General features: G+C 72.2%; 16 protein-coding genes. 13 read left to right on the top strand and 3 right to left on the bottom strand.

The window, feature by feature from the left end; translation table 11 throughout:
* Nucleotides 1-10 precede the first annotated feature (10 nt).
* The 3 genes from ACYQ77_RS08430 to pxpB are packed head-to-tail and all read left to right on the top strand — an operon-like array spanning nucleotide 11 to nucleotide 3626.
* The gene (locus ACYQ77_RS08430; RefSeq protein ID WP_459709109.1) at nucleotides 11-1333 is read left to right on the top strand and encodes an MFS transporter; all 1323 of its coding nucleotides are present in this window, start codon (nucleotides 11-13) and stop codon (nucleotides 1331-1333) included.
* Nucleotides 1330-2088 (top strand): LamB/YcsF family protein, encoded by a 759-nt coding sequence (locus tag ACYQ77_RS08425; protein WP_459709108.1) that lies wholly within the window; start codon nucleotides 1330-1332, stop codon nucleotides 2086-2088. Before ACYQ77_RS08430 ends, ACYQ77_RS08425 begins: the two co-directional genes overlap by 4 nt.
* Nucleotides 2085-3626, top strand: a complete 1542-nt coding sequence (gene pxpB, locus ACYQ77_RS08420; protein ID WP_459709106.1) for a 5-oxoprolinase subunit PxpB — start codon at nucleotides 2085-2087, stop codon at nucleotides 3624-3626. Before ACYQ77_RS08425 ends, pxpB begins: the two co-directional genes overlap by 4 nt.
* Here the strand turns inward: pxpB and ACYQ77_RS08415 are convergent.
* Nucleotides 3571-4242 (bottom strand): GntR family transcriptional regulator, encoded by a 672-nt coding sequence (locus tag ACYQ77_RS08415; RefSeq protein ID WP_459709104.1) that lies wholly within the window; start codon nucleotides 4240-4242, stop codon nucleotides 3571-3573. The two genes, pxpB and ACYQ77_RS08415, sit on opposite strands and share 56 nt — an antisense overlap.
* Before the next feature lie 732 nt (nucleotides 4243-4974).
* Between ACYQ77_RS08415 and ACYQ77_RS08410 the strand changes: the two genes are divergently transcribed.
* Nucleotides 4975-8346 (top strand): phosphodiester glycosidase family protein, encoded by a 3372-nt coding sequence (locus ACYQ77_RS08410; protein WP_459709102.1) that lies wholly within the window; start codon nucleotides 4975-4977, stop codon nucleotides 8344-8346.
* Here the strand turns inward: ACYQ77_RS08410 and ACYQ77_RS08405 are convergent.
* A complete protein-coding gene (locus tag ACYQ77_RS08405) occupies nucleotides 8343-8897 on the bottom strand; it encodes an EF-hand domain-containing protein (RefSeq protein WP_459709100.1) in 555 nt (184 codons plus the stop codon). The two genes, ACYQ77_RS08410 and ACYQ77_RS08405, sit on opposite strands and share 4 nt — an antisense overlap.
* Before the next feature lie 272 nt (nucleotides 8898-9169).
* On the opposite strand from ACYQ77_RS08405, the gene ACYQ77_RS08400 reads away from it, so the two are divergent.
* The 4 genes from ACYQ77_RS08400 to ACYQ77_RS08385 all read left to right on the top strand — a co-directional run bounded on the left by ACYQ77_RS08400 (nucleotide 9170) and on the right by ACYQ77_RS08385 (nucleotide 12766).
* Entirely contained in the window at nucleotides 9170-9736 is a 567-nt protein-coding gene (locus ACYQ77_RS08400; RefSeq protein WP_459709099.1) for a snapalysin family zinc-dependent metalloprotease, read from the top strand.
* An 82-nt stretch (nucleotides 9737-9818) separates the two neighbouring features.
* Entirely contained in the window at nucleotides 9819-10262 is a 444-nt protein-coding gene (locus ACYQ77_RS08395; RefSeq protein WP_459709097.1) for a hypothetical protein, read from the top strand.
* Nucleotides 10263-10478: 216 nt separating this feature from the next.
* Nucleotides 10479-11567 (top strand): HesA/MoeB/ThiF family protein, encoded by a 1089-nt coding sequence (locus tag ACYQ77_RS08390; RefSeq protein ID WP_459709095.1) that lies wholly within the window; start codon nucleotides 10479-10481, stop codon nucleotides 11565-11567.
* Nucleotides 11564-12766 (top strand): hypothetical protein, encoded by a 1203-nt coding sequence (locus ACYQ77_RS08385; protein ID WP_459709093.1) that lies wholly within the window; start codon nucleotides 11564-11566, stop codon nucleotides 12764-12766. Before ACYQ77_RS08390 ends, ACYQ77_RS08385 begins: the two co-directional genes overlap by 4 nt.
* Here ACYQ77_RS08385 and ACYQ77_RS08380 read toward each other — a convergent pair.
* Nucleotides 12705-13316 carry a TetR/AcrR family transcriptional regulator gene (locus ACYQ77_RS08380; protein WP_459709092.1) on the bottom strand — a complete coding sequence of 204 codons (612 nt, stop codon included), beginning with the start codon at nucleotides 13314-13316 and terminating at the stop codon, nucleotides 12705-12707. The two genes, ACYQ77_RS08385 and ACYQ77_RS08380, sit on opposite strands and share 62 nt — an antisense overlap.
* A gap of 67 nt (nucleotides 13317-13383) precedes the next feature.
* Here ACYQ77_RS08380 and ACYQ77_RS08375 point away from each other — a divergent pair, with 67 nt between their 5' ends.
* The 5 genes from ACYQ77_RS08375 (at nucleotide 13384) to ACYQ77_RS08355 (ending at nucleotide 19547) form a co-directional block, all read left to right on the top strand.
* A complete protein-coding gene (locus tag ACYQ77_RS08375) occupies nucleotides 13384-14415 on the top strand; it encodes an aldo/keto reductase (protein ID WP_459709090.1) in 1032 nt (343 codons plus the stop codon).
* A gap of 287 nt (nucleotides 14416-14702) precedes the next feature.
* The gene (locus tag ACYQ77_RS08370) at nucleotides 14703-15383 is read left to right on the top strand and encodes a hypothetical protein (RefSeq protein WP_459709089.1); all 681 of its coding nucleotides are present in this window, start codon (nucleotides 14703-14705) and stop codon (nucleotides 15381-15383) included.
* Between the two features lie 63 nt (nucleotides 15384-15446).
* Complete coding sequence (locus tag ACYQ77_RS08365) at nucleotides 15447-16769, top strand: SWIM zinc finger family protein (protein WP_459709088.1); 1323 nt, start codon at nucleotides 15447-15449, stop codon at nucleotides 16767-16769.
* A gap of 301 nt (nucleotides 16770-17070) precedes the next feature.
* Nucleotides 17071-18471 (top strand): DUF5691 domain-containing protein, encoded by a 1401-nt coding sequence (locus tag ACYQ77_RS08360; RefSeq protein WP_459709086.1) that lies wholly within the window; start codon nucleotides 17071-17073, stop codon nucleotides 18469-18471.
* Nucleotides 18468-19547, top strand: coding sequence for an ATP-binding protein (locus tag ACYQ77_RS08355; RefSeq protein WP_459709084.1), 1080 nt, complete (start codon nucleotides 18468-18470; stop codon nucleotides 19545-19547). The genes ACYQ77_RS08360 and ACYQ77_RS08355 overlap by 4 nt, the downstream gene beginning before the upstream one ends.
* Nucleotides 19548-19634: the final 87 nt, after the last annotated feature.

The following is a 19634-nucleotide window of genomic DNA, read 5'->3' as shown; positions in this document are numbered from 1 at the left end:
TGTGCACCCCATGACCACACACCCGGGAGCCGACAAGAAAGCACTGCGCCGGGCCTACACGGCGAGCCTGTCCGGCACCGCGCTGGAGTACTACGACTTCGCCGCCTACTCGGTCGCCGCGGCGACGCTGTTCGGCGACCTCTTCTTCCCCTCCGGCGACGACCTCGCCGGCACCATGGCCGCGTTCTCCACCTACGCCATCGGCTACCTCGCCCGCCCGCTCGGCGGCATCGTGTTCGGCCGCCTCGGCGACGTCATCGGCCGCAAGAAGGTCCTCGTCCACACGCTGTTGCTGGCCGGCATCGCCACGTTCCTCATCGGCCTGCTGCCCACGTACGCCTCGATCGGCGGCGCCGCCGCGGTTCTGCTCGTCGTGCTCCGGTTCGCGCAGGGCGTCGCGGTCGGCGGTGAGTGGGGTGGCGCGGTGCTGCTGTCCAGCGAGTACGGCGACCCGAAGAAGCGCGGGCTGTGGGCGTCGGCCGCGCAGATCGGCCCACCCGCGGGCAACCTGCTCGCCAACGGCGTGATCGCGCTGCTCGGGCTGGTGCTGAGCGAGGCCGCGTACGAGTCGTGGGGCTGGCGCGTCGCGTTCCTGCTGTCCGCGGTGCTCGTCGCGTTCGGCCTGTGGATCCGGCTGCGGCTGGAGGAGACGCCGGTGTTCAAGGCGATCGCCGAGCGGGAGGAACGGCCGAAGGCCCCGGTGTCGGAGGTCGTGCGGACCGAGCGGCGCGCGCTGGTCGCCGGTGTGCTGGTGCGGGTCTGCCCGGACGTCACGTACTCGCTGTTCACCGTGTTCGTGCTGACGTACATGGTCAACGAGCTGGACATGTCGAAGGCGCAGGGCTCGGCCGCGGTCATGATCGGCTCGGCCGTCCAGTTGGGACTGATGCCCGCGTTCGGCGCCCTGTCCGACCGCATGAACCGGCGGAAGCTGTACCTGTACGGCACGATCGCGGCGGGCATCTGGCCGTTCGTGTTCTTCCCGATGGTCGGCGGCGGCTCGTTCCTGCTGCTCGCGTTCGGGATCGTGGTCGCGCTGGTCATCCACGCCGCGCTGTACGGCCCGCAGGCCGCGCTGATCACCGAGCAGTTCACGCCGCGCCTGCGGTACACCGGCAGCTCGCTCGCTTACACGCTCGCGGGCGTCATCGGCGGCGCGCCCGCGCCGCTGATCCTCGCGGCGCTGCTGAACTGGCTGGGCACGTGGTGGATCCTGGGGGTGTACCTCCTGCTCACGGCGGTGCTGACCGTGGTTGGCTTGTGGCTGGCCCGCGACCCGGCCGACGACGAGGAGGTCGCGGCGACCGTGACCGAGGAGAAAGTGCTGTCGTGACCGTCATCGACCTGAACGTCGACATCGCCGAGGGGTTCGGCGCGTGGCGGATCGCCGACGACGACGCGTTGCTGGCCGTGGTGTCCAGCGCGAACGTGGCGTGCGGCTTCCACGCCGGGGACCCCGGCACGATCCGGCGCGCGTGCGTCACCGCGGTGGCGCACGGCGTGTCGATCGGCGCACAGGTCTCCTACCGCGACCTGGCCGGGTTCGGCAGGCGCTTCATCGACGTGCCGCCCGCCGAACTGGTCGACGACCTGCTGTACCAGATGGCCGCGCTGCGGGGCATGGCCGCGGTCGCCGGCGGGCGGCTGGCGTACGTGAAGCCGCACGGCGCGCTGTACAACGCGATCGCCACGCACGAGGAGCAGGCGGCGGCCGTGGTCGAGGCCGTGACGACGTTCGACGCGTCGCTCGCGGTGCTCGGCATGCCGGGTTCGCGGTGGCTCGCGCTGGCGGGCGAGGCCGGGCTCGAGACGGTCGAGGAGGCGTTCGCCGACCGCGCGTACACCCCGGACGGCAGGCTGGTGTCGCGGCGCGAACCGGGCGCGGTGATCCACGATCCGGACGTGGTCGCCGAGCGGGCGGTGCGGTTCGCGACCGACGGCACGGTCGTGGCGATCGACGGTTCGGTGCTGGCGATGCCCGCGCGGTCGATCTGTGTCCACAGTGACACACCGGGCGCGGTCGAGCTGGTGACGGCGGTCCGTGCCGCGATGTCCCAGGCGGGGGTCCGGGTGGAGAGTTTTCGGTGAGGGTGCGCCGGTGCGGTGAGTCGGCGCTGCTGATCGAGACGGACGAGGTGCTCGGCTGGTACACCGCGCTCACCGACCGGCCGCTGCCGGGCGTGGTGGACCTGGTACCGGCGGCGCGAACGCTGCTGGTGCGTTACGAGTCCGATGTGGACTTCGGGCTCATGGTGTCGCGGTTGTCGGACGTCACCCCGGCGTCGGCGGCCGTGGCGGCCGGGGACCCGGTGACGATCCCGGTGCGGTACGACGGCGCGGACCTGGCCGACGTGGCGGCGGCGACCGGGTTGTCCGAGGACGAGGTCGTGTCCATCCACAGTGGAACCGAGTACACGGTGGCGTTCACCGGGTTCGCCCCCGGTTTCGGCTACCTGACCGGCCTCGACGACCGCTTGCGGCTGCCGAGGCGGGAGTCGCCGCGCACGCGCGTGCCCGCGGGGGCGGTGGCGGTCGCGGGTGAGTACACGGGGGTGTACCCGCGACCGTCACCGGGCGGCTGGCACCTGCTCGGGCACACGACGGCCGCGCTGTGGGACCCGTCGCGCGAGACACCGGCACTGCTGCGGCCTGGCGTGCGCGTGCGGTTCGACCCGGTGCCGTCCCTACCGGCCCCAGTGCGTCCCCCCGCCCCGGAACCCGTTGCGGCACACGGGATCGAGGTACTCCACTGTGGACCGCTGGGCACCGTGCAGGACCGGGGCCGCGCCGGTTACGCGTCACTCGGCGTCGGCACGTCGGGCGCGGCGGACCCGGCGTCGGCGGCACTCGCGAACCGGCTCGTGGGCAACACCCCGGCGGCGGCCGTGCTGGAACTGTCGTTCGGCGCGACGCTGCTGTTCCGCCAGGCGGCGAGGGTCGTGGTGACGGGCGCGTGGTGCGACGTGTCGCGCGACGGCCGCGGCGAGGGCATGAACGCACCGTTCGACGTGCGCGCCGGGCAGCGTCTCGTGATCGGCCCGGCGTCGGTGGGGCTGCGGGCGTACGTCGGTGTTCGCGGCGGCATCGCGGTGCCCGAGACGCTGGGCTCCCGGTCCACGGATGTGCTGTCCGGCCTGGGGCCCGAGCCACTGTCGGTGGGGACGGTGCTCCCGATCGGTGACGCGTACGGCGGCCCGCCACCGGCGGTGGACGTGGCCCCGGTGGCGGCACCGTCGACGGCGGAGCTGGCGGTCCGGATCGTGCCGGGCCCCCGTGACGACTGGTTCACTTCCGACGCGCTGACCACGCTGTTCGCGGAGCCGTACACGGTGACGGCGGACAGCAACCGGGTGGGCGTACGACTCGACGGCCCCGCCCTGGCACGATCACGGGAGGGCGAGCTACCGAGCGAGGGCATGGTCACCGGTTCGGTCCAGGTTCCCCCGGGCGGCACACCGATCGTGTTCCTGGCCGACCACCCGGTGACCGGCGGTTACCCCGTGATCGGAGTGGTGCCGGCGGCCGACCTGCCGGTGCTGGCGCAGGCAAGGCCGGGCCAGGCGGTGCGGTTCAGGCGCTGCGATACGCCTCGACGATCTGGTGCTCGGAGTCCTCGAGGTACTTGAGGAGCAACCGTTCGGCACGAGGCCCGTCCCCGGCCTCGATGGCGGCGAGGATCTCCTTGTTGCGCTCCAGATACGGTTCGTGGAACCGCCGCGGGTCGGACATGGTGTGGAAGACGAGCCGCAGTTCGGCGAGCGTGTTGCGCATCAGCTCGTCGACGCGCGGACTGTCGGCAAGCGCGGCGACGGCCTGGTGGAACAGCATGTTGGCCGTGCCGAGCGCACGCCAGTCCTGCTCCTTCATGGCGACATCCCCAGCCCGCACGGCGGAGACCATGTCGTCAACCTGCGGCGGCCGCCCCCGCAACCCACGCACGGCGGTGCACTCGACAAGCTTCCGCACGCGGTACACGTCGACGACGTCGGCAACGGACAGCTTGCGAACGAAGACCCCGCGATTCAGCTCATGAGCGAGGAGCCGCTCGTGGGTCAGCAGCCGAAAAGCCTCACGCAACGAGTTGCGGGACACCTTGAAGGACTTGACAATCGCGTCCTCGACGAGCCGCTCCCCGGGCTGGTAGATCCCCTTGATGATCCGCTCCCGCAGAGCAGCGGCAAGCAACTCCACAGTGCTGGGCCGATCAATCAACCGACGATCGGTATCCAGCTCGGCATCCACGACGCGCTCCCAAGTCCCCTGACCAGCAACTCCGCGAGTGTATCCGATCGCCCTACAATCCCCAGCCCACAACCGACGACCGGAACACCACCCCCAAGGAACGCAAGCCTCAACACACGACCAAAAGCCGAGCGCAGCCCACTACACAAGAACTGCCTGCCTGCCATCCCGTCGACCTGGCGAAGCCCGATCACACCGTGTCAAGGGGCCCGAAACCCAAAACACCACGCACCCAAGCCGCCGGGCCCCCTTGACGCGGTGTGATAGCCCTCCGGGAGGTCGACGGGATGGCAGGCAGACCACTCAACAGCAGTCCTTGCCAAACCAACCCCGTGCCCAACCCGCTGCCATCCCGGAGACCAGCCCGTCCGGCGAGGACCCCCCGGAGGGAAAACCCAGGCAAGGCACACCACAAAACCCGGGACACAAACCGCTGACCTGCGAAAACCGAAAGAAAACCGCAGCCCCAGTACGTACGGACAGCCCCCACCACTCCCGGGGGCACCCCGCTGTCCAGTCTACCGGTGTCCACCGACAGGGGGACGGACGTCGATCTTGGCTGTGGACAACCACCCCACCTGTGGACAACCGACTCCTGAAGACACGGGATCGTCGGTGCACTGCCGTAGCGTGGCGACCGGGGGCCGGAGGCCGCCCCCCAGCCACACGGAATTTTCTTTCCGGCCATCTCCAAGTCTGGTAAATCTCCGACAGCGGCGGCACACTCGGTCCGTGTCGAGAAGACTCCTCCCCCTTGTCGCCGCCGCCATGTCCCTCGCGGCGCTCGCGGCACCCGCCACCGCGGCACCCGCCACCAGCGATGTGGACGACCGCCCCGCCGCGCCCCGCGCGGCAGCGGTCCCCGCCGACCGGATCGAGACCGCCTCCCGGACCCGACCCGTCGCCCCCGGGGTCACCCTCCGCTCCTTCGACCGCTACGGCCCCGACGCCTACACCGGCGCCCCCACCTGGCTGCAGGGCGACAGCCTCACCGTCGACCTCACCAAGGGCACGACCGTCGACTACCTCTTCCCCGGCCAGGTCGCCAAGGGCGAACCCCTGAGCGTGACCGCCAACCGGGCCGGGGCGGTCGCCGCCGTCAACGGGGACTTCTTCGACATCAACAACTCGAACGCGGCGCTGGGTGTCGGCATCAAGGACGGCGAGCTGATCCAGTCGCCGGACAGCGAACCGACCTGGCGGCAGTCGTCGGCGATCTTCACCGACGACGGGATCGGCGACATCGGCGAGGTGTTCTTCCAGGGCACCATCACGACACCCGGCGGGCCGCTGACCCTCGACGGCGTCAACAAGCCGACCCTGAAGGCCGGCGGCATCGAGGCGTTCACCCCGCTCTGGGGCACCTACTGCCGCTGCCGCACCACCCAGGGCGCCACCGCGGTCGCCGAGGTCGAGGTCAGGGACAACACCGTCGTCGCCGTCCGCGACACCGCGGGCGAGGGCGCGATCCCCGCCGGCTCGATGATCCTCGTCGGCCGGGACGCCGGGGCCGTCGCGCTGAAGAACCTCGCGCCCGGCGACCGGGTCACCGTCGACTACCGGGCCCGCACCGCCGACGACCAGAAGATCCACGCCGCCATCAACGGCCGCCAGCTGCTCGTCGTCGACGGCGTCGCGCAGAAGGCCAGCGCGGGCAACAACACCCCGGCCGCGCCGCGCACCGCGCTCGGCTTCTCCCAGGACGGCAGGAAGATGTTCCTCCTGTCCGCCGACGGCCGCCAGTCCGCGTTCGCGGAAGGGCTGGGGCTCGACGAGCTCGCGAACATGATGGTCGAGCTCGGCGCGTGGAGCGCGGTCAACCTCGACGGCGGCGGCTCCACCACGATCGTCGCCCGCGAGCCCGGCAGCACCACCGCCCAGCTGGAGAACCGGCCGTCCGACGGCGCGGAACGCAACGTGCCCAACGGGCTCGGCCTGTTCGCACCGAAGGGATCCGGCCGGCTCACGGCCTTCTGGGTCGAGACCGCGCTCGACCCGGCCCGCGCGTCCGGCGCCAGCACCGTCGCACCGAGCCACCCCGAGCGCGTTCTCGCCGGCCTCACCCGCACGCTGACCGCCGCCGGCTACGACGAGACCTACGGTCCCGCCGAGGGCGACCCGCGCTGGCGCACCGACAACGGCAGCATCCGCGACGGCGTGTTCACCAGCCGCAAGCCCGGCCCGGCACGCGTCGTCGCCCAGGACCGGGCCGCGCGCGGCGAGACGACGCTCACCGTCATCGGGCCGGTCGCGCGGACCGCGCCCACCACGGAGCAGATCGCGCTGTCCGACCCGGACGAGACGGCCACGTTCGGCGTCCTCGGCTTCGACGCCGCCGGCGCCAGCGCACCCGTCGAACCGCGCGACGTCACCCTCACCTACGACCGGAACCTGCTCGACATCACGCCGAACGCCGACGGTCTGTACACGGTGACGGCCAAGCAGCCCGCCGGGTCCGGCCTCGTCACGGTCGACGTGCGCGGCAAGAAGTCGGTGCTGCCGGTCACCGTGGGCCTCACCGAGGTGTCCGTGGCCGACTTCACGAGCACCGCGGGCTGGACGTTCTTCGGCGAGCGCGCCACCGGCGCCGTCGCCCCCGCGGCCGGGCACGACGGTCAGGGCCTGCGCCTGACCTACGACTTCACCCAGAGCACCGGCACCCGCACCGGCGGCGCCATGGCACCGTCCGGTCTCGTGATCCCCGGCCAGCCCAAGGCGCTGCGGCTGTGGGTGAACTCCACCGGCAAGGGCGAGTGGGCGAGCATGCAGGTGTGGGACGGCAACGGCACGCTGCTGCCCGCGTTCCGCGCCGGCTACCTCACCTTCACCGGCTGGCGGCAGCTCGAGTTCCAGGTTCCTGCCGGCACCACCTACCCGTTGACACTGCGGCGTTTCTACGCGGCCGAGACCGTCGCGTCCAGCAGCTACCGGGGCGACCTGGTCATCGACGGGCTCACCGCGCTCGTGCCGCCGACGCTGGACGTGCCGCCGCGGCCGGTCGTGCCGGACCCGCTGATCCACGAGACCGCGGGCGGTGACTGGCGGTTCGCCGTCATGTCCGACGCGCAGTTCGTCGCGCGCGACCCGGACAGCGACATCGTCCGCAACGCCCGCCGCACGCTGCGCGAGATCAAGGCCGCGCGGCCGGACTTCCTGATCATCAACGGCGACCTGGTCGACGAGGCGTCGGCGGCGGACTTCGCGCTGGCCAAGAAGATCCTCGACGAGGAGCTGGGCGGCACGCTCCCCTACCGCTACGTGCCGGGCAACCACGAACGCGGCAACGGCAGCCTCGACAACTTCCGCGCGGTGTTCGGCGACACGCAGCAGGTGTTCGACCACCAGGGCACGCGGTTCATCACGATGGACACGTCCGGCATCAACCTGCGCGTGTCCGACTGGACCCAGCTCGGCCGCCTGCGCACCGAGCTGGACGAGGCCGCGAAGGACCAGGCCGTGAAGTCGGTGGTGCTCGTCCAGCACGTGCCGCCGCGCGACCCGACGCCTGCGCGCGCGAGCGAGCTGTCCGACCGCAAGGAGGCCGCGACCATCGAGGCCTGGCTGTCCGGTTTCCAGGACCGGACCGGCAAGGGCACCGCGTTCATCGGCGCCCACGTCGGCACGTTCCACGCGAGCCACGTCGACGGCGTGCCGTACTTCGTCAACGGCAACTCCGGCAAGAACCCCGCGACGCTGCCGTCCGACGGCGGGTTCACGGGCTGGTCGCTGTGGGGCGTCAGCGACTCCGCCCACCGCGGCGACTGGCTGGCGGCGGAGGTCCGCCCGCACGTCGACACGCTGTCGGTGGCCGCGCCGGACACCCTCACGGCCGGCACGTCCACGGTGGTGACCGCGAGCGTCACGCAGGCGAACCGGACCGTCCCGGTCGCCTACCCGGTGTCCGCGCGCTGGTCCGCGTCGCCGAACGTCCACATCGGAGCCGCACGGGACGCGAAGCGCTACCACACGGCGAACTTCGACCCGGCGACCGGCGAGCTGACCGCGTGGCGACCGTCGACGATCACCATCGCGGTGACGGTCAACGGCGTCACGACGCGGCACACGCTGGCCATCGTCGCCGAGTCGGCGGCCACCACCGGTTAGACGGACTGGAGGGGCAACTCGAACCGCCCGAACACCCACGTGCCGGGCGCGTTCGGGTTGTCCCCCGCCCAGAACTCCGTCCACAGCACGACGAACTCCGCCAGCGTCAGGTGGCCGTCCCCGTCGCCGTCGAGCAGTGCGAACACCTCGCCGGTGTCGGCCGGCTGCCCCGTCCACGTCTCGATCAGCTGCCGGTACTCGGCGGCGGAGATCCGGCCGTCGCCGTTCGCGTCGACGGCCTCGAACATCGCGGTCGCGGTCGCGACGACCGGCGCGGTGTCGGCGGCCAGGTCGTCGACGACGGTCAGCACCTCGTCGAGGGTGACGCGGCCGTCCCGGTTCGCGTCCGACGCCGCGCGCAGCGTCGCCCACCAGCCCATCATGATCGCCGACAGCCGCTCCGCCGACGCGGAGTCCGGGGCCAGGCCGCGGTTCGCGGTCCAGCGCGTGGCCAGCGCCGCGAAGTCCGATTCGGTCAGGAACCCGTCGGCGTCGACGTCCATCGCACCGAACACCAGCGCGGTCTTGCGCCGCTGCAATTCACTCGCCATGGGAAAACCATGGCCCTCGGAACCGCTGCCCGACAATTGACCGAGCGGGTGGCGGTATCGGGCGAAAGCACACTTTCCGTCTGCGTTTCACGGCATTCGGGTGTTCGATCCCACCACCGGTGGTGAACCATGTCAACAGGTGAATTTCCTGGCAATTTCCCAGGTCGGGATCCCTACGAAAGTCGGTACAGCGATCATGAATGCGCTTTCTAGCGTTCTCGGCAAGGCCTTTGGCCGACCCTGCTGAGAACACTTACTGGCGAGGTGCTCCCATGATCAGGAAGTCCTTCCTCTCGTTCGTCGCGGCCGGTGCCGCGCTGGTCGTCGCGCCCGTGACCGCCACCGCCGCGCCCGTCACCACCCAGGACGTGAAGCCCGCCGCGGTGACCGTCTACTACGACGTGTCGGGCGCCCCGACGTACGCGTCGCAGATCCGCGCGGGCGCGGCGAACTGGAACGCGTCGGTGTCCAACGTCAAGCTGGTCGAGAACTCCTCGGCCGCGACGCTCGACTTCTACGAGGGCAACGACCCGTCCGGTTCGTACGCCTACACCGACGGGCACGGCAACGGCTACATCTTCCTCGACTACACGCAGATGGGGCAGTACTACCAGGTCCGGGTGACCGCGCACGAGACCGGCCACGTGCTCGGCCTGCCCGACCACTACTCGGGCCCCTGCTCGGAGCTGATGTCCGGCGGCGGCCCCGGCACGTCCTGCACGAACGCCTACCCGAACGCCACCGAGCGGGCGCAGGTCGAGAACCTGTGGGCGAACGGCAAGCGGGTCCGCGGCGAGATGCGGAAGATCCAGGAGAAGGTTCCGGCCGGCGCGTTCTGACGACGAGGCGCGCCGAACGGCTCCGGGGGCGGTGACCACACCAGGTCACCGCCCCCGTTTCACGGAGGAGGACACTGGAGGCGTGACGACCTGGCGCGACACCACCTCCGAGCACGTGCAGTCCGACCTGGACCGCCTGCTCAACACGGTCCTGCCGTTCGCGGACGAGATGCTGCGGCGGCACGGCGAGTTCTACCCGTACGGCGCGGCCATCACCCGCGACGGCGAGGAGCAGGTGTTCGCGGCCGACCCGGGCGAGGCCGAGGACCCGAACCCGTCCGAGGTGCTGACGAGCCTGGTCCAGGGCATGTCCGAGGAGATCAACGACCTGCGCGCCGCGGCCCTGGTCAGCGACGTGACCAGCGGCAAGACGGACGCGGTCATGGTCCACCTCGAGCACGCCGACAGCATGGCGATCACCGTGGTGCTCCCCTACCGGCTGAACGGGCCGGACGACGAGGTCGAGTACGACGACATGGCCGCCACCCCGGCCGAGGCCCTCATCTGGCGCCGCTCGCTCTGTTAGCGAGCAGTTAGCGACCCGCTGTTCACTCCCTCCCGAGCCCCGGCACGGGGAGATCGGCACAGAGGGAGGACCCATGGCCAAGGTCAAGGTCAAGATCCGCAAGCTGGAGAAGATCGAGACGACGGGCATCCGCGACGAGTTCGTCGGCTGACACCGGTCGTCGCCGGGCCGGCTCCCCTGGGCCGGCCCGGCTCACCAGCCAGAAGGGGATCGACCGTGCGCCAGCCACGGGTCAAGAACACCCACTGCCCGATCGTCCTGCCGGGTGGCCGCATCACCATCGGGCTCAAGCAGTACGGCGTGGCGGCCGAGATCGAGGACGAGTCCGGCGCCGTCGAGCGCATCCTCACGCTGATGGACGGCACCCGGGACCGCGCGGCCATCCGGGCGGGCGTCGCGCAGACACACCCGGACGTCGACCCCGGCAGCGTCGACGAGGCCGTGGACGACCTGGTCGCGGCGGGTTTCGTCGAGGACGCGGGCGCGCCGCTCCCGCCCGGGTTGACCGAACGCGAGGCCGCGCGCTACACCGCGCCCCGGCACTTCTACTCCTGGGTCGACGGCACCCCGCGCTCGTCGCCGTACGAGGTGCAGGCCCGGCTGAAGGCGTCGTCGGTCGCGCTGCTCGGGCTCGGCGGCACCGGCTCCGCGGTCGCGCAGGGGCTGGTGGCGAGCGGGATCGGCGCGCTGCACTGCGTCGACTTCGACGTGGTCGAGGAGTCGAACCTGGTCCGCCAGCTCCTCTACACCGAGGCCGACATCGGCGCGCCGAAGGTGAAGCAGGCCGTCGAGCGCCTGCGTGCCATGAACTCGCTGGTCGACGTCACCGGTGACGAACGCCGCGCGAGCGGCGCGGACGACATCGCCGGCCTGATGGCGGGCCGGGACGTGTTCGTCCTGTGTGCCGACACCCCGCAGCCCGACATCATGCGCTGGACCAACGAGGCCGCGCTGCGGACCGGCACGCCGTGGTTCATGGCGCTCTACACCGGTCCGATGGCCGTGGTCGCGGGCTACGTGCCGGGCGCGACCGGCTGCTGGGAGTGCGGCAGGCGGGACTTCGACGAGCAGGAACACGTGCGGGACGGCAGGAAGCTGTTCCCCGGCCCGCGCGCGCAGGCCGTCGTGCCCGCCACCGCCAACATCACCGGGCACCTGGCCGCGCTCGAGGTGACCTACCACCTCGGCGGGCTCGCCCCGCAGGTCCGCGGCCGCATGCTGCACTGGAACCTCGGCCGCTGGGACCACCAGTACTTCGTCGACGTGCCGAGGTACGCCGACTGCCCGGCCTGCGGCACCCCGTGATCGCGCAGGACACCGTCGTCCGGCTGCACGAACTCGTGTTCCGGGACGGCGACGACTCCGACGACGTGGTGGTGGGGCGGCCGGTGCTCGGCGAGTTCGTCGAGCTGCCGAGGGTCGGCGCGGACGCGGTCCGGCTGCTGGGCGACGGGCTGTCCGTCGCCGCGGTCGAGACGCGGATCGCACATGAGCAGGACGTCGAGCTGGACGTGGCGGAGCTCCTCGAGGCGCTGGTGGACCTCGGGTTCGTGGCGGCCGTCGACGGCGAGGCACTGCCGGACCCCGCCGACGACCGCCCCGGCTCGCACCTGCCGTGGCTGCGCGCCGAGCACGTGCGGTGGCTGTTCGGCCGGACCGCGACGGCGGTCTGGCTCGTGGTGGTGGCGGCCGCGGCGGTGACGTGGTGGCGCGACCCCGGCCTGTTCCCGTCGGCGCCCGACTTCTACTGGACCCAGTACGTCGGACTGGCCGTGCTCGTGGGCACGGTGATGTTCTCGGTCAACCTGAGCGTCCACGAGCTGATGCACCTGGCGGCCGCCCGCTCGTACGGCGCGCCCGCCCGGATCGGCTTCTCCACCCGGCTGCACTACCTGGTGGTGCAGACCGACGTCACCGCGGTCTGGGCCGTGGCACGCACGCACCGCTACCGGGTCTACCTGGCCGGACTGCGCTGGGACGCGTTCGTGGTGTGCGTGTGCACGCTGCTGTCCGCCTACGCCGGCCTGCCCCCGCTCGCCGACGGGCTGCTCGCCGCGCTGGCCCTCACCGTGCTGATGAGCATGGTCGTGCAGCTCCAGGTGTACGTGCGCAACGACCTCTACTACGTGCTCATGGAGTGGCTGCGCGCCCGCAACCTTTACCAGGACGGGCTCGCGTACGTCCGGTACCTGTGGCGGCGGCGCCGGGGCCCCGACCCGCTCGCCGGGCTGCCGGCACGGGAACGCCGCGGGGTCCGGCTGTACGCGGTGGCGATGGCCGTCGGCTGCACGGCCGCGCTGACGTCGTTCCTGCTGTTCGGGCTGCCCATCCTGGTCCAGGGCATCGCGGGCGCGTTCGCGGGACTCGACGACGGGCCCGTGCGCGCGCTCGACAGCGCGCTGATCATCCTCGTCGAGGGCACCCTGCAGGGGATCTTCCTGGTCACGTTCTTCCGGGTGCACCGGCACTGGTTCCGGCGTACACCCCGGCCCGCGCGGCCGTGACCGCGGCCTCGGCGGCCCGGTCGGCGGCGGCCTCGTCGAGGTCGCCCGTGCCGGTGAGCAGCCGGTAGTACAGCGGCGCCGACACGGCGCGGATGACCTCCTCGGCGTCCGTGCCGTGGGGCACCTCGCCCCTGGCGACCGCCTGCGTGACGCACGGCGCCCACTCCGCGATCCGGGTCGCGTAGAAGTCCCGCAACGCGCGTGCGGTGGCGTCGTCGCAGGTCGAGGCGGCGATGACGGCCTTGAACAGCGGGCCCTGGCGCCGGTCGGTCAGCGTCGTCACCACGAGCCGGGCGTTGGCGCGCAGGTCGCCGAGCAGCGTGCCGGTCTCCGTGCGCGGCACCGACTCCGCCGCCATCTCCGCGAGCAGGTCGGTCACCACGGCCGTGACCGTGCCCCAGCGCCGGTAGACGGTCGTCTTGCCGACGTCCGCGCGCCGGGCGAGGTCGGCGAGGTCGAGGTGCGCGAACCCCTGCTCGGCCAGCACGTCCCCGGCCGCACGCAGTACCGCCGCACGCACCCGTGCCGTCCGCCCACCCGGTCGTTCCATGCCCTAATGGTACCCCAGTTCCGTTAGTGCTACCTTAAAGGAACCACAGTTCCCTTAAGGAGTGATCATGGAGTACCGGAGACTGGGCGCGTCCGGCATGAAGGTCCCCGCGCTGTCGTTCGGCGCGGGCACGTTCGGCGGCCGCGGTGAGCTGTTCGGCAACTGGGGCAGCACGGACGTCGCGGAAGCCCGGCGGATGGTCGACATCTGCCTCGACGCGGGCGTCACGCTGTTCGACACGGCCGACGTCTACTCGGACGGCGCGTCCGAGGAGGTGCTGGGCGCGGCGCTGAAGGGCAGGCGCGACAAGGCGTTGATCTCGACGAAGACGAGCCTGCCGATGGCGGGCGACGACGGCGGCTCGTCGCGGTCCCGCCTGCTGACCGCGGCCGACGCGGCACTGCGCAGGCTCGGCACCGACCACGTCGACCTGTTCCAGCTGCACGCCTTCGACGCGGGCACCCCGGTAGAGGAGGTGCTGTCCACACTGGACGACCTGGTGCGGGCCGGGAAGGTCCGGTACGTGGGCGTGTCCAACTTCTCCGGGTGGCAGCTGATGAAGTCGCTCGCCGCGGCCGACCGGCACGGGCTGCCGAGGTACGTGGCGCACCAGGTGTACTACTCGCTGGTGGGCCGCGACTACGAGTGGGAGCTGATGCCGCTCGCGCTGGACCAGGGGGTCGGCGCGGTCGTGTGGAGCCCGCTGGGGTGGGGCAGGCTGACGGGCCGCGTGCGCCGTGGCGCGCCGCTGCCGGACGGGAGCCGTCTGCACCGCACCGCGTCGTTCGGCCCGCCGGTCGCCGACGAGCACCTGTACCGGGTGGTGGACGCCCTGGAGGAGGTGGCGGCCGAGACCGGTCGCGCGGTGCCGCAGGTCGCGCTGAACTGGTTGCTGCGCAGGCCTTCGGTGTCGACCGTCCTCGTCGGCGCCCGCGACGAGGCCCAACTGCGGCAGAACCTGGGCGCGGTCGGCTGGGAGCTGACGCGCGACCAGGTGGCGAGGCTGGACGAGGCGAGCGCGACGACGGCGCCGTACCCGTACTTCCCGTACCAGCGCCAGGAAGGCTTCGCCCGCCTGAACCCGAGTGTGGTTGCCTAGGGACCTGGTCCCTGTCCGCACGGCCGGGCTCGGCGGGTCAAACCGGCTCCCCGGTCGATCGAGGTCGTCACGGCGGGGACCAGCCGGGACCCCTCCCGAAGGGGTCGCCGTACCGTGCCCCGGACGGGCGATCTCAACCTCCGTAGGGAGTGCAGGTGACCATGCGTCGCGTGTTACGGCGGGTTCTCGGCAGGTTCAGGCGGGCTCGCCCGGCGGATGCGCCGGGCCCGGTGCCGCTCACCACGGGCGGGGAGCCGGCACCTCCGTCGAACGCCGGGTCGCCCCGGGTGAGTGGCGGACACGTCGAGCTGGACGGCGTCCTGTTCGCGGTGAAGGACCGGGTCGAGGAGGTCATGGCGGCTGTCCCGGTCGAGCGTCGCATCGCGCTGAGACTGCGGACGGTGCGGTACACGTCGGTGTACCACGAGGACCTGCGCGCGGAGTTCAGCGCGCGGTACGCCGAGAAGTCCCCCGAGTACAAGGCGTTCTACCACGCGCTGCTGTACTGCGCGGGCTGCGGCTGGGAGTTCCCCGGTTCCTACACGTTGAGCCTGACGGACGCGCTCGGCTCCTACCGCGGCGTCTCGGGTGCGACGCGGGGATACGCCGAGTTCGGCCGGACCGGACGCTGTCCCCGGTGCGGGAGCCTGGAGAGCTTCCTGGCCTACGAGTCGTTCCCGCCTGAGGAGATCGGCGAGGACGACGTGGCGGCCCTCCGGCGGTACTGGGCGGACGCCGCGAGCCGCTGGTGGTCGCGGACCGGGCGCGACCGCGGTCTGTGCGACGCGTGCTCTGCCGGCGAAGTCACCCCGGGCGACAGTTATCTGACTTCTGGCGGCACGTACATGGTGTGTGCCGGTTGCATGGAGGACCGCCTGGCCGGTGCGCTTGAGAAACTTCGCGACGATCCCTACCGCTTCGGCGCGTCGGAGCTGCGGCGTGCCCGGTACCGCCGGGATCCTTCCTGAGCCGCTCCCACCGGGTCGCGGCCACACGCGGACTGTCGGTGGTCCCGGCTACCCTGGCGTGCGGTGACGGAGAGGAAGGCCGACTTGGGATCGCGGTGGACGGTGGAGCGGGTGCTCGCGCTCGCGCCCGACACCGGCTCCGCCAAGGCCGCCCGCGGCCTCGCGAACCCGCGCACGTGGTCTGACCTGGGCAGCAACTCCTCGCTCGTGTGGGGCAAGTGCCAGGGCAGCGCCCGCAGCCCCTACCAGGTCACCGTCGACCTGAACGAGCCCGCGTTCCGCTGCACGTGCCCGTCGCGCAAGTTCCCCTGCAAGCACGGGCTGGCGCTCCTGCTGCTGTGGGCGGCGAACGACGGCGTGGTGGCCGACCTCGAGACGGCCGAGCCGTTCGCCGCCGACTGGGCCGCCGAACGCGCCGCCCGCGCCACCACGAGCGCCGCGACGAAGACCCCCGACCCGGAGGCGCAGGCCAAGCGGCAGGCCGAACGCGAGTCGTTGATGTCCGCGGGCATCGACGACTTCGAACGGTGGCTGCACGACATCGTCCGGCAGGGCCTCGCGAGCGTCCGGCGGCAGCCGCCGAGCTTCTGGGACACCGCGGGTGCCCGGCTCGTCGACGCGCAGGTCCCGGGGCTGGGCGAACGGGTCCGTGCCATGGGCAGCGCCGTCCACGCCCGGCACGACTGGGCGCCGCACCTGCTCGGCGAGCTGGGCCGCTGGTACCTGGCCGTCCGGGCGTGGCGGCGGCGCGCCGGCCTCGACCCGGCCGCCATGGGCGACCTGCGTGCGTTCCTCGGCTGGGCCCGCCGCACCGAGGAGGTACGCGGCGGGGAGCGGCTCGCCGACCGGTGGTGGGTCGTCGGGCTGAGCCAGGAGGAGGACGAACGGCTGCTGTCGCAACGGACGTGGCTGTACGGCGAACGCACCGGCGACATGGTGGTGCTGCTCGACTTCGCCGCCGCGGGCGCCGCGCTGAACGTCGCGCACGTGCTGGGGTCCGTTGTGGACGGTGAGGTGGCGCTGTACCCGGGCGCGCCACCGCGGCGGGCCTTGTTCGCGGGCGACGAGCACAAGGTCACGCAGGGCACCGGGTTGCCAGCCGCGACCGACGTCCGCACCGCGCTCGACCGGGCAGCCGCGTGGCTGGCGGGCAACCCGTGGCTGAGCCGCATCCCGATGGCGCTCGCGGGCATGACCGTGGTGCCCGGGGACACCCCGCTGCTCGTCGACCGGGACGGCGCGGCGCTCACGCTGGCGCCCGACACGGACGTCTGGCAGCTCCTCGCCCTCTCCGGCGGCCACCCGGTCGCCGTGTTCGGCGAGTGGATCGACGAGCGCTTCCACCCGTTGAGCGCCGAGATCGACAACGGGCTGGTGAGCCTGTGAGCGGGAGCGAGGGAGCGGGCGGCGTCTGGACTGAGGAACGCGCGCAGGCGCGCCAGCGCCGAGCACGCGACGAGGGAAGACGGCGCCTGAGCGCAGGAGCGCAGCGAACCATCAGCACCGTGAGCGGGAGCGACGAAGCGGGCGCCGTCTGGACTGAGGAACGCGCGCAGGCGCGCCAGCGCCGAGCACGCGACGAGGGAAGACGGCGCCTGAGCGCAGGAGCGCAGCGAACCATCGACACCGTGAGCGGGAGCGACGAAGCGGGCGTCTCAGCGGAGGAGCGGAGCGAACCATCAGCACTGTGAGCACCTGGGACAACCTGCTGTCCACCGCCCTGGTGGGCACGGCCCGGCGCGGGTTCGACCGGCTCGACATCCCGGGCGCGGAGAACATCCAGGCCGACGGCGCGGAAGCGCAGTTGCTGGCGGCCGCCGCGCTCGCGTCCGGCTACCGGCGCGCGGGCTTCACCCCGCCGGTCTGGCGCGGCACCACCGAACCACCCGCCGAGCCCGACGACCGGCCCGAGTGCACCGCGGCCGCGGCCCAGCTCCTGGAACTGCTGCTCAACCGCACGATCCGGGTCGAGGGTGGCACCGACCTCCTCGTCCTCCACTGGCTCACCGCCGCCCGCGCCGCCGGGCAGCGGCCACCCCACCCGATGGTCGTCGACCTGCTGCGGTTCGGCACCGCCAACGCCGCGCACCGCCCGGTCGTCCGCGCGGTGCTCGGGCCGCGGGGCGCGTGGCTCGCCCGGCACAACCCGTCCTGGCGCTGGGCGGCGTCGATCCCGCCGGAGGACGTGGTCGAGCGGTTCGCCACCGCGGCCCGCGCCGACCGGCTCGCGCTGCTGGCCGACCTGCGCGCCACCGAACCGGACTTCGCGCGCACCCTGGTCGAGGACACCTGGGACGACGAACAGGCCGCCACCCGCGCGGGCCTCCTCGACACTCTCCACATCGGACTCTCCGCCGCCGACGAGCCGCTGCTGGAGCGGGCGCTCGACGACCGCGCCGCGTCCGTGCGGGCCGCGGCGGCCGCCCTGCTCGACCGGCTCCCCGGCTCCGCGCGGGCGGCGCGCATGGCCGCGCGGGCCACCAGGCTGGTCCGCGCCGGGCACGTCGAGCTGCCCGACGAACCCGACGCGGCCGCCCGCCGCGACGGCGTCACCGACCACCGCGAACCCGGCTACGGCCGGGCCGCGTCCTGGCTCATCCAGATCCTCGCCGCCACCCCGCTGTCCACGTGGGACCCCGGCCTGATCCCGGACGCCGACCACGAGGTGCTCACCGGCTGGACCAAAGCCGCGCTGCGGCAACGGAACCAGGAGTGGCTGGCCGCGCTCGCCCGCCACCAGCCGAGCCCCGAGCTGATCGGCGCGCTCGACCCCGAGGTCGCCACCGGGATCCTCGACGGCCAGAAGAAGCTCGACGCCCGTTTCGGCGGTCTCCTCGCGGCCGCGCGCGGACCGTGGCCGGTCGAGTTCTCGACGAACCTGATCAACCGGATGCGCGCGCAGAAGGCCGAGAACGTCCTGCAGCTCGCCGCCGCCGCGCTCGCCGAGCACCTGAACCCCGGCGCGCTCGCCACCGTCGAGGCCTGGCTGCTCACCCTCGACGCCGAACGCAAACCCGCCCGCCGCGTACTGCGCGGCCTCGCCCACGCGATGACCATCCGAGCCACGATCGACCAGGAGTTTCGATGACCGATGTGCTCCGGGCACACGCCGAACAGCAGCACGCCGACGAGCTGGCCGCGCTGGCGAAGTCCGACGACCGGCCCCGGCCGCCGAACTGGAAGCTGTCGCCGTGGGCCGTCGCCACGTACGTCCTCGGCGGCGAGGCACCCGACGGCACCCCGATCTCGCCGAAGTACCTGGGTTCCCGGCGCCTCATCGAGGTCGCGATCGCCACCCTCACCACCGACCGCGCGCTGCTGCTGCTCGGCGTGCCGGGCACCGCGAAGACGTGGCTGTCCGAGCACCTCGCCGCCGCCATCTCCGGTGACTCGACGCAGCTGGTGCAGGGCACGTCCGGCACGTCGGAGGAGTCCATCCGGTACGGCTGGAACTACGCGCGCCTGCTCGCGGAGGGCCCGTCGCCGCAGGCGCTGGTGGCGAGCCCGGTCCTGCGGTCGATGGAGACCGGCGGCATCGCGCGGATCGAGGAGCTGACCCGCATCCCGTCGGACGTGCAGGACGCGCTGATCACGGTCCTGTCGGAGAAGACGCTGCCGATCCCGGAGCTGGACAGCGAGGTGCAGGCCCGCGCGGGCTTCAACATCATCGCCACCGCCAACGACCGGGACCGTGGCGTCAACGACCTGTCGGCCGCGCTCAAGCGCCGCTTCAACGTGGTGATCCTGCCGCTGCCCGACGACGCCGAGGCCGAGGTGGAGATCGTGCGGCTGCGGGTCGCGCAGCTCGGCCAGTCGCTGAAGCTGCCCGCCGATCTGGAGAACATCGACGAGATCCGCCGCGTGGTGCAGGTGTTCCGGGAGCTGCGCGACGGCGTCACCGACGACGGCCGGACGAAGGTCAAGTCGCCGTCCGGCACGCTGTCGACCGCGGAGGCGATTTCCGTGATCACCAACGGGATCGCGCTCGCCGCGCACTTCGGCGACGGCGTGGTCCGTGCGGGCGACGTGGCCGCCGGGCTGCACGGCGCGGTCGTGAAGGACCCGGTGCAGGACCGGATCATCTGGCAGGAGTACCTCGAAGCGGTGGTGCGGGAGCGCAAGCAGTGGAGCGACCTCTACCGGGCATGCCGCGAGCTGGTGTGAGCGAAGCTTGCGGAGCGAACCATCGACGCCGCGCGAAGCTTGCGGAGCGAACCATCGACGCCGCGCGAAGCTTGCGGAGCGAACCAT

Source organism: Actinophytocola sp. KF-1 (assembly GCF_054661535.1).
Note: the sequence above shows the minus strand (reverse complement) of the source record. Positions and strands in the feature narration are given on the sequence as shown.